We start from the raw sequence: 9,304 nt of genomic DNA, 5'->3' as shown, positions 1-9,304 counted from the left end.
CCTCGGGCGTGGGGTCGGTCGTCGTGGGCGGGTCCTGGGTCACCGGCGGGGTCTTGATCGGCTGGATGCTGTTGGTCACGGTGAAGCCGCGCGGGTCGCGCTTGGCGACCCTGACCCGCGCCGGGGCGATGTCCGGCTCCGCCCAGTCCCAGCCAGGTGCCGGCGCCACCTTGAGCTGCTGGTCGACGAAGCACTGGGCGTCGACAGGGACCCGGTCGGAGACGACCCGGTCCTGCGCCTGCGCGCGCAGCTGCCAGGTCCCGTCACCCGGGGTGACGTCGACGCCGTCGAGGAAGCAGGCGAAGGTGCCCTCGAAGAAGCGCTCGTCGTCGACCAGGTCGCCCGGGTCCTTCACGACGACGTCCAGGGTGAGGCTCCCCAGGTGCTCGAGGTCCGGACCGCACGAGAGGTCGGCGTCGCGGAGGAACGGGTAGCTGTGCAGCTCGCCGCCGGCGTGGACCAGGTCGCCGGAGACCAGGACCCGGCCGTTGGTGCCGGCGCCGGCCAGCGTGGTCCGGCTCTGAGCGGCACCGACGAGCAGGCTGCCCGGGAGCTGGGCCGCGCCGCCGATGTCCACCGTCGCGGCGTCGGGGACGTTCCAGAGCAGGTGGGTCGCCAGGTCCGCGAAGTAGGGGTCCGAGTGCGGGTCCACCGCCGCGCCGCCCGGGGCGAGCAGCCCGTCGACGTCCAGGTCGACCGCGGGGCCGGTGAGGTTCACCACGACCGCAGCGCCGTCGGGGACACCGGTCACCTGGAGCGTGCGGCCTGCGCCGGACTGTCCCCCCTCGGACTGGCCCGCGCCGAGCCCCGCACCGTCGACGGCGAAGACCTGAGGGTCGGAGGCACCGTCACCGACCAGCGTGATCGCGGTCTCGGAGACCTCGACAGCACCCGTCACCGCACGACCGGCGTACGAGCCGGACTTGGCGCCGAGCCCGGAGAGCAGGGCGTCGTACGGCGCCAGGGCGTCCACGACGCCCTCGTCCAGCCGGCCCCCGCCGAGGCTGACGTTGCTGCCCGGGGCGACCGTCCCGCGCACGACCGCGTCGCCGTCGAGACCGGTCCCGACCTCGACCGGGGTGCCCGGGTCGGCCGCCAGGGTGCCGCCGACCACCAGCATGTCGCTGCCGGCGTGGGGCGGCACCTGCGATCCGGTGCCGGTGACGCCGACCGGGTAGGGCCCGGGCTCCGACCGGGCGAAGGTCGCGTCGCCGCGGGCCACCACGACCCCCTCGGCACCGAGGGCGCGGCCGGTGACCGAGAGGCTGCCGCCCACCAGGACCGAGACCTGCCCGTCGAAGCGGTCGCCGGGCGGACCCGAGCGCAGTGCGGGCCAGGCCACCGGGCAGGCGTCGGAGGCGACGAACGTCGTGTCGGTCGTCGCGGCCTGGGATGCGGTCGCCGACACCCACCCGAACCCCGTGGTCACCCCAAGGAGGCATGCGACGACCAGGGCCCCCGAGAAGGTGCGACGACGAGGGGTCGTCACGTGCGCGATCGTGGCACGGCACGCGCCGCCGCGCAGGCGTTTCGCCGAACTCCCCCAGACTTTCTCAGGAAGCTCTCAGAACCCGCCGGTCAGCCGATGGTGTGACCGGCCGAGCGCAGGTTCTGGCAGGCCTCGACGACCCGCGCCGCCATGCCCGCTTCGGCCGCCTTGCCCCACGCCCGCGGGTCGTAGGCCTTCTTGTTGCCGACCTCCCCGTCGACCTTGAGGACGCCGTCGTAGTTGCCGAACATGTGCGCCGCGATCGGCCGGGTGAAGGCGTACTGGGTGTCCGTGTCGACGTTCATCTTCACGACCCCGTAGTCGACCGCCGCGCCGATCTCCTCGGGCGTCGAGCCCGAGCCGCCGTGGAAGACGAGGTCGAAGGGCTTGGACCCCGGCTCCAGGCCCAGCTTCTCGACGACCGCCTCCTGCGCCGTCTTGAGGATCTCCGGGCGGAGCTTGACGTTGCCGGGCTTGTAGACGCCGTGCACGTTGCCGAACGTCAGCGCCGCCATGTAGCGGCCGTTCTCGCCGGTGCCGAGCGCGGCCACGGTGGCCAGCGCGTCCTCGGGGGTCGTGTAGAGCTGCTCGTTGATCTCGTTGGCGACACCGTCCTCCTCGCCGCCCACGACGCCGATCTCGACCTCGAGGATGATGTGCGCCCGGGCGCAGGCCGCGAGGAGCTCCTCGGCGATCTGCAGGTTCTCCTCGAGCGGCACCGCCGAGCCGTCCCACATGTGCGACTGGAACAGCGGCGCCTCGCCGCGCGCGACGCGCTCCTGCGAGATCGCGACCAGCGGCCGGACGAAGCCGTCCAGCTTGTCCTTCGGGCAGTGGTCGGTGTGCAGCGCGATGTTGACCGGGTAGTTCTTCGCCACCTCTGCGGCGTACGCCGCGAAGGCCACCGAGCCGGTGACCATGTTCTTCACGGTCGGGCCCGAGAGGTACTCCGCGCCGCCGGTCGACACCTGCACGATGCCGTCCGATCCGGCCTCGGCGAACCCCTGCAGCGCGGCGTTCAGGGTCTGGGACGAGGACACGTTGATCGCCGGGTAGGCGAACGACCCCGACTTCGCGGCGTCCAGCATCTCGGCGTACTTCTCAGGGGTGGCGATAGGCATGGCTCGACCCTAATGGCTGGCGCGCCTCCGGTTTCAGGGCCATTCGTCCCCTGATCGTCCCGATGGTTACCTGTCGGGCATGGAGCGGCGGACCCGGCTGCACGCCAGCACCCGATCGAGCGTCGTGGAGCTTCCTCTCGCGCAGGCCCACGCCGTCGTCGCGAGCGGCGAGGCGGGACCCCAGTGGTACGTCGACGCGCTCCCGTTCGTGGTCCGCGGCGGGGTCGACCGGTTGCTCGGCGGAGCCGGCCGGCACGCGGAGCCACCGGGCCGGCCGCTGCTGGCAGAGGGGGACGTCGCCGGGCTCTGGCGGGTCGTCCGCTCGACGGCGCGGGAGCTCCTGCTGCGGGCCGAGGTCCGCGCCCCCGGGGTCGTGGAGCTGTCCACCAGGCTCCGCCCCGAAGGTGAGGGCCGGACGCGCATCGAGCAGACCATCAGCCTGGACCCGGACGGGCTGGCCGGGCAGCTCTACCTGCTCGCCGACCTCCCGGCCCGCGAGACCGTCGTCGAGCTGGCCCACCGGCGGCTGCTCCGGGACCTTCGCTGAACCCGGCGGCCGAGGTCACACCCGACGCCCGTGACCTGCGCGCCGAGGTCTCGTTGGCACCGGAAACCGACCACCTCGCGACAGGACCGTCATGCCTCGCGTCTCGCTCTCCTCCACCTCAGCCGGACTCCGGACCACGCTGGCGGCCGCCACGACGTGCCTGGCCGTGGCCGCCGCCGCGCTCAGCCAGCCCTCGCCCGGAGAGGCGAGCGCCCCCGCGGCCGACGGCGGCTTCCGCCCGCAGCTCGTGACGGTCGACACCCACGACCGGTCGGACAAGCGGCGGCTCCAGGCCCTCGGCCTCGACATCACCGAGCACGCCGGCCACGACTACGTCGAGGTCGTGGTGCACAGCCTCGCGGACCTGCGCGCCATCGAGGAGACCGGCCTGACCTACGACGTGCGGATCGCAGACCTGCTGCTGCGGGAGGCGCAGAACAACCTCGCCAACGCGGCCTACGCCGCGAGCGTGTCGCGGTCCCCCCTGCCGTCGGGCCGGGACAGCTACCGCACCCTGGCCGACTACAACGCCGACATGGTCTCCCTCGAGAAGGCCGCCCCCACCCTGGTGAAGCGCTTCGCCCTCGCGCGACCGAGCCTGGACGGCCGCACGATCTACGGCATCGAGATCGGCCGTGACGTCCACCGGCGGGACCGCGGCCGCCCCGTGTTCCTGCTCATGGGGCTGCACCACGCCCGCGAGTGGCCGTCCGGCGAGATGGCGATCGAGTTCGCCCACGACCTGGTCCGCGGCTTCGGCACCGACCGGCGGATCACCCGGCTGCTGAGCCGGGCCCGAGTCGTGGTGGTGCCGGTCGTCAACGTGGACGGCTTCCACCTGTCCCGCACCGACGGCGGCCTCGTGGACCTCAACGTCCTCAACGACCTCGACCCGCTCGGCGGGCAGACCGCCATCCTCGGCACGCCGGGGCGCGCCTACATGCGCAAGAACTGCCGGGTCGTCGACGGCCAGGACACCCCGGACGGCACCTGCGCCGCGGTGCTCGCCTCGCCGGGCGGCTACGGCACCGGCGTCGACCTCAACCGCAACTACGGCGGCTTCTGGGGCGGCCCCGGCGCGTCGACCCTGCCGGCCGACCCGACCTACCGCGGCCCGGCGGCGTTCTCCGAGCCGGAGATCCAGAACATCGCCGACATCGTCCGCACCCGTCAGGTCACGATGTTGATCTCCAACCACACGTTCTCGAACCTGATCCTGCGTCCCAACGGCGTCAACCCCCAGACCATCGGCGCCGACGGCCTGCCGGTCGGTGACGCGCCGGACGAGGAAGCGCTGAAGAACCTCGGTGCCGCGATGGCCGCGCAGACCGGCTACGCCAACATCCACGGCTGGCAGCTCTACGACACCACCGGCACCACGGAGGACTACACCTACAACGCGACCGGCGGCTTCGGCTACACCTTCGAGATCGGCGCTCACGAGTTCCACCCGCCGTACCCGCAGGTCGTGGACGAGTACCTCGGCGTCGGTGAGTACGCGGGCAAGGGTCTGCGCGAGGCCTACCTCATCGCGTTGGCCCACGCCTCGGACAAGCGCTACTCGGGCGTGCTGAAGGGGAAGGGACCGAAGCGGGCCACCCTGAGGCTGACGAAGTCCTTCCGGTCGCCCACGTGGGAGGGCTCGTTCGCCGACGGCGTCTCCACCTCGGTCAAGCTCGGCCGCAACGGGCGGTTCTCGTGGATCGTGAACCCGTCCACCCGTCCGGTCGTGCGGTCCCGCACCTACCAGGTGCTGAGCAGCACCCCCTCGGCGACGCGGACCTTCGAGCAGCCGGCCCCCGCCCAGGGCGAGTCCGCCGACACCGAGTTCGTCGTCACCGAGAAGACCGGCCTGCTCCGCGTCGAGCTCGACTGGCCCACGCCGGACGACATGGACCTCGAGGTCTACCAGCGGGTGGACGGCGAGCTCGTGGAGGTGGCCTCCTCCGGCAACCTCCCGGGCGAGAAGGAGTCGGCCGAGGTCGCCAACGCCGAACCCGGCACCTACGTGCTGCGGGTCATCAACTACGCCTCGGCGTCCCCGACCTACACCCTCGACGTGAGCTCGTTCGACGCCGAGACCAGGACCACGCCCGGCACGCGGGAGCGCTACACGCTGACCTGCGAGGTCGGCGGCAAGGTCCTCCAGCGCCGGTCGGTGTTCATCGACCGCGGCCAGGTCAAGAAGCTCAACCTGAGGAAGTGCATCCGCCGAGCCGCGCGCTGACCTCCCGGGGACGAGCCCGGCTCGCTAGCCCCGCCAGGCGTCGGCGCCCGACAGGTCGGCGTGGGTCCGCACCCACGAGTGCATGGCGATGGCGGCCGCCGCGGAGGCGTTGATCGAGCGGGTCGAGCCGAACTGGGCGATCGAGAAGGTGCCGTCACAGGCCTCCCGGGCCGGCTGCGACAGACCGGGGCCCTCCTGGCCGAACAGCAGGCACACGCGGCGGGGCAGCTCGGTGGTCTCCAGGTGCGCGGACCCGGGGAGGTTGTCGATGCCCCAGAGGACCGCGGGCTCCGGCAGCGACCGGAGGTACGACGCCAGGTCGGCGACGGTCGGGTGGTGCCGGACGTGCTGGTAGCGGTCGGTGACCATCGCGCCGCGCCGGTTCCAGCGGCGGTTGCCGACGATGTGCACCTCGGCGGCGAGGAACGCGTTCGCGGTGCGCACGATCGTCCCGATGTTGAAGTCGTGCTGCCAGTTCTCGATGGCGACGTGGAAGTCGTGCCGGCGGGTGTCGAGGTCGTGGACGATCGCCGAGAGCGTCCAGTAGCGGTAGCGGTCGACGACGTTGCGCCGGTCGCCCTCGGCGAGGAGCTGCGGGTCCCACTGCGGGCCCTCGGGCCACGGCCCCTCCCAGGGCCCGACGCCGACCTCGGGCTGCCCGTAGGGCATCGGGTCGTACGGCGCCCGCTCGCCCTCGGCGACAGGGTCCTCCATCAGAACGCCGACACCGAGCCCGGCGCCCGGACCTGGCCGGAGGTCAGCAGGTCCGGGGCCGTTCGCGCGCTGGTCACGAAGGTGTCGGCAAGTGGTGGTCCCACGCTCCGCAGGCTATCGACCATCGTGTGGAACCGGCGGTTACGCTGGCGCCCGTGAGCCTGGCCGGGGACCTGCAGCCCCTTCTCCTCGGAATCGACTACCTCGACCCCGACTGGTTGCTGAACGAGTTCGGCGGGGCGTTCATCTGGGTCAGCCTGATCATCGTCTTCGTCGAGTGCGGGCTGTTCTTCCCGTTCCTCCCCGGTGACACCCTGCTGTTCGCGCTGGGGCTGTTCATCGCGGGCGACGACTACCACGTCTTCGGGATCGAGCACCGCGGCGCGGAGCTGGTGATCTCGATCGGGCTGCTCACGATCGCGGCGTTCCTCGGCAACGTCGTGGGCTACGAGATCGGCCGCAAGATCGGGCCACCGCTCTACCAGCGCGACGGCCGGATCATGAAGCGCAAGTACCTCGACCAGACCAGCGCGTTCTTCGACAAGCACGGCAACAAAGCCCTGGTCATCGGCCGGTTCGTGCCGTTCGTGCGCACCTACATCACGGTCATCGCCGGTGTCACGATGATGGAGCGCCGCCGGTTCTTCACCTGGAGCGCCATCGGCGCCGTCCTCTGGATCACCTCGATCACCCTGCTCGGGTTCTTCCTCGGCCAGGCCATCCCGGGACTGAAGGAGAACATCGACTACGCGATCCTCGCGATCCTGCTGTTCTCGGTCATCCCGGTCGCCATCGAGTGGTGGCGCCACCGCCGGACCCACGCCCCCGAGGCCGCCGACCTGGACGCCGACGGGGTCCCCGACCGCGACATCACCGGCATGGACACGACCGCGTCGTAAGGACGCGGGAGGACGCGGGAGCTACCGCTCGCCGCGGGCCCGGTCGAGGTCGGCCTTGGTCAGCACCGGCCGGACCTCGAGGCCCACGTCGGCCAACGGGTTCTCACCCTCGGGGCTGCGGTCGATGGCGCAGACGACCACCTCGACGACCGCGCCGGCCTCGCGCAGGGCGCGGGTGGCGTCCCGCACCGCTCCCCCGGTCGTGATGACGTCCTCCACCAGCGTGACCCGGCGGCCGGCGACGTCCGGGCCCTCGGCGAGCTTGCAGGTGCCGTAGGTCTTGGCCTGCTTGCGGACGAACAAGGTGGGGTGCCCCGAGAGCGACGAGACCATCGTGGCGATCGGCACCCCGCCCAGCTCGAGGCCCCCGAGCAGCTCGGTGTCCTCGGGCAGCAGCGGCAGCATCTGCGCGGCCACCCGCGCGAGCAGCGCGGGGTCGGACTCGAATAGGTACTTGTCGAAGTACTCCGAGCTCACCTGCCCCGAGCGGAGCGTGAAGGTGCCGGAGAGCCGGCAGCAGGCGTCGACGTCGGCAGCGAGCGTGGGATCCGCGGTCACGGAGCAGACCCTACGGTGAAGGCATGTCGCGACTCTCGGCCCCGTTGTCAGCACGGCTGCAGGGCATCCCGCCGACGATCTTCACCCAGATGTCGGCGCTGGCGGTCCGCACGCAGTCGGTCAACCTGGGGCAGGGCTTCCCCGACGTCGACGGGCCGCCCGCGGTGATCGCCCGGGCCGTCCAGGCACTGGAGACCGGCCGCAACCAGTACGCCCCCGGGCCGGGCGTCCCGGAGCTGCGGCAGGCCGTCGCCCGGCACCAGCAGCGCCACTACGAGATCGAGCTCGACCCGGACGACCAGGTGGTGGTCACCACCGGCTGCACCGAGGCGATCGCCGCGGCGCTGCTCGGGCTCGTCGACCCCGGTGACGAGGTCGTGGTGCTCGAGCCCTACTACGACAGCTACGTCGCGATGATCCAGATGGCCGGCGGCGTACGCCGGCCCGTCACGCTCCGCGCACCCGACTTCCGGCTCGACCTCGACGAGCTGCGGGCCGCGGTCACCCCCGCGACCCGGTTCGTCCTGCTCAACTCGCCGCACAACCCGACCGGCACCGTCCTGACGAGCGACGAGCTGGCCGGAGTGGCGGACGTCGCGATCGAGCACGACCTCGTCGTGATCACCGACGAGGTCTACGAGCACCTGGTCTTCGACGTGGAGCACGTCCCGATCGCGACGCTGCCCGGCATGGCGGAGCGCACGCTGACCCTCTCCAGCGCCGGCAAGTCCTACTCGTTCACCGGCTGGAAGGTCGGCTGGGCCACCGGTCCCGCGGAGCTGGTGGCCGCCGTGCTGGCCGCGAAGCAGTGGCTCACCTTCACCTCCGGCTCGCCACTCCAGCCCGCCGTCGCGCACGCCCTCGACGAGCTCCAGGACTGGCCGGCCGACCTGGCCCGCGACCTCCGGGACCGCCGGGACCTGCTGTGCGACGGGCTCGCGTCGATCGAGGGGATCGAGGTGGTCGTCCCGCAGGGGACCTACTTCGCCACCACCGACGTCTCCGCCCTCGGCTGGGACGACGGCATGGCGTTCTGCCGGGCGCTGCCGGAGCGCGCCGGGGTGGTGGCGATCCCGAGCCAGGTCTTCCACGACGACCAGCGCGGGCCGGGCAGACACCTGGTCCGCTGGGCGTTCTGCAAGACGCCTGAGCTGATCAGCGAGGGGATCGACCGGCTGGCCGCAGCCGACCTCCGCGCCTGAGCGTCGTCGGGGTCAGCCCCAGGGCTGGGTCGTGCCCATCGGCATCGGCGGCGCTGAGCCCGTGCGGGCGAACCAGTCGCGGGCCCGGCCGGTCAGCAGCAGCACCGCGACCGCGACCGCAGCGACCAGGGGCACGACGGTGATGACGGACAGGATGGCCAGCAGGCTGACCAGCGCCGTCACGGCCGACGAGATCACCAGCAGGATGCGCGCGACGTTGGACCGGCGCATCACCAGGACGGCCAGCACGATCGCGACCAGCGACCACACCAGGAACACCCCCAGCACGACCATCATCACCGCGAAGAGGTCGTCGGGGCTGATGTCCTCGAGCCCCGGCTCGTTCTCGATCTCCTCCAGGAAGCTGTCCCGCTCCACCGAGAGCGCTACCAAGGCGATCGCGAACAACCCGGCCGCGAGCACGGAGAACACCAGCGTCAGGACGGCGGCGGTCGTCACCGTGCCCGGTCGCTTGTCGGCATCCGGGGCCCCGCCGTACGCCGGCGGCTGGCCGTACGCCGGCGGCTGGCCGTACGCCGGCGGCTGG

At 72.1% G+C, this 9,304-nt stretch carries 9 protein-coding genes; 4 read left to right on the top strand and 5 right to left on the bottom strand.

Features of this window, described 5'->3' with window-relative positions:
* Both JHD21_RS08740 and fbaA read right to left on the bottom strand, forming a co-directional pair.
* A partial coding sequence (locus JHD21_RS08740) for a choice-of-anchor A family protein (protein ID WP_292673580.1) occupies positions 1-1,408 on the bottom strand: 1,408 nt, incomplete at its 3' end.
* 170 nt (positions 1,409-1,578) lie between these two features.
* Complete coding sequence (gene fbaA, locus JHD21_RS08735) at positions 1,579-2,610, bottom strand: class II fructose-bisphosphate aldolase (RefSeq protein WP_292673577.1); 1,032 nt, start codon at positions 2,608-2,610, stop codon at positions 1,579-1,581.
* 79 nt (positions 2,611-2,689) lie between these two features.
* On the opposite strand from fbaA, the gene JHD21_RS08730 reads away from it, so the two are divergent.
* Together JHD21_RS08730 and JHD21_RS08725 are read left to right on the top strand one after the other, a co-directional pair.
* Positions 2,690-3,157 carry a DUF2867 domain-containing protein gene (locus JHD21_RS08730; RefSeq protein WP_292673575.1) on the top strand — a complete coding sequence of 156 codons (468 nt, stop codon included), beginning with the start codon at positions 2,690-2,692 and terminating at the stop codon, positions 3,155-3,157.
* Between the two features lie 91 nt (positions 3,158-3,248).
* The gene (locus JHD21_RS08725) at positions 3,249-5,384 is read left to right on the top strand and encodes a M14 family zinc carboxypeptidase (RefSeq protein WP_292673573.1); all 2,136 of its coding nucleotides are present in this window, start codon (positions 3,249-3,251) and stop codon (positions 5,382-5,384) included.
* Between the two features lie 24 nt (positions 5,385-5,408).
* Here JHD21_RS08725 and JHD21_RS08720 read toward each other — a convergent pair whose 3' ends face one another.
* Positions 5,409-6,053 carry a TrmH family RNA methyltransferase gene (locus tag JHD21_RS08720; RefSeq protein ID WP_292673581.1) on the bottom strand — a complete coding sequence of 215 codons (645 nt, stop codon included), beginning with the start codon at positions 6,051-6,053 and terminating at the stop codon, positions 5,409-5,411.
* 200 nt (positions 6,054-6,253) lie between these two features.
* On the opposite strand from JHD21_RS08720, the gene JHD21_RS08715 reads away from it, so the two are divergent.
* Complete coding sequence (locus tag JHD21_RS08715) at positions 6,254-6,997, top strand: VTT domain-containing protein (protein WP_292673572.1); 744 nt, start codon at positions 6,254-6,256, stop codon at positions 6,995-6,997.
* Between the two features lie 21 nt (positions 6,998-7,018).
* Here JHD21_RS08715 and pyrE read toward each other — a convergent pair whose 3' ends face one another.
* The gene (pyrE, locus tag JHD21_RS08710; protein WP_292673571.1) at positions 7,019-7,555 is read right to left on the bottom strand and encodes an orotate phosphoribosyltransferase; all 537 of its coding nucleotides are present in this window, start codon (positions 7,553-7,555) and stop codon (positions 7,019-7,021) included.
* 23 nt (positions 7,556-7,578) lie between these two features.
* Here pyrE and JHD21_RS08705 point away from each other — a divergent pair, with 23 nt between their 5' ends.
* Positions 7,579-8,757, top strand: a complete 1,179-nt coding sequence (locus JHD21_RS08705) for a pyridoxal phosphate-dependent aminotransferase (RefSeq protein ID WP_292673570.1) — start codon at positions 7,579-7,581, stop codon at positions 8,755-8,757.
* A gap of 12 nt (positions 8,758-8,769) precedes the next feature.
* Here JHD21_RS08705 and JHD21_RS08700 read toward each other — a convergent pair.
* The coding region (locus tag JHD21_RS08700; RefSeq protein WP_292673568.1) for a hypothetical protein at positions 8,770-9,304 on the bottom strand (535 nt) is incomplete at its 5' end.

The organism is Nocardioides sp., assembly GCF_016462705.1.
GTDB lineage: Bacteria > Actinomycetota > Actinomycetes > Propionibacteriales > Nocardioidaceae > Nocardioides.
This window is presented reverse-complemented; position numbering and strand designations above follow the sequence as displayed.

What these genes read in the sequence shown, in the direction of transcription:
- JHD21_RS08730 (WP_292673575.1), top strand. Translation starts at nt 2,690, where the DNA reads ATGGAGCGGCGGACCCGGCTGCACGCCAGCACCCGATCGAGCGTCGTG.
- JHD21_RS08705 (WP_292673570.1), top strand. Translation starts at nt 7,579, where the DNA reads ATGTCGCGACTCTCGGCCCCGTTGTCAGCACGGCTGCAGGGCATCCCG.
- fbaA (WP_292673577.1), bottom strand. Translation starts at nt 2,610, where the DNA reads ATGCCTATCGCCACCCCTGAGAAGTACGCCGAGATGCTGGACGCCGCG.
- JHD21_RS08720 (WP_292673581.1), bottom strand. Translation starts at nt 6,053, where the DNA reads ATGCCCTACGGGCAGCCCGAGGTCGGCGTCGGGCCCTGGGAGGGGCCG.
- JHD21_RS08725 (WP_292673573.1), top strand. Translation starts at nt 3,249, where the DNA reads ATGCCTCGCGTCTCGCTCTCCTCCACCTCAGCCGGACTCCGGACCACG.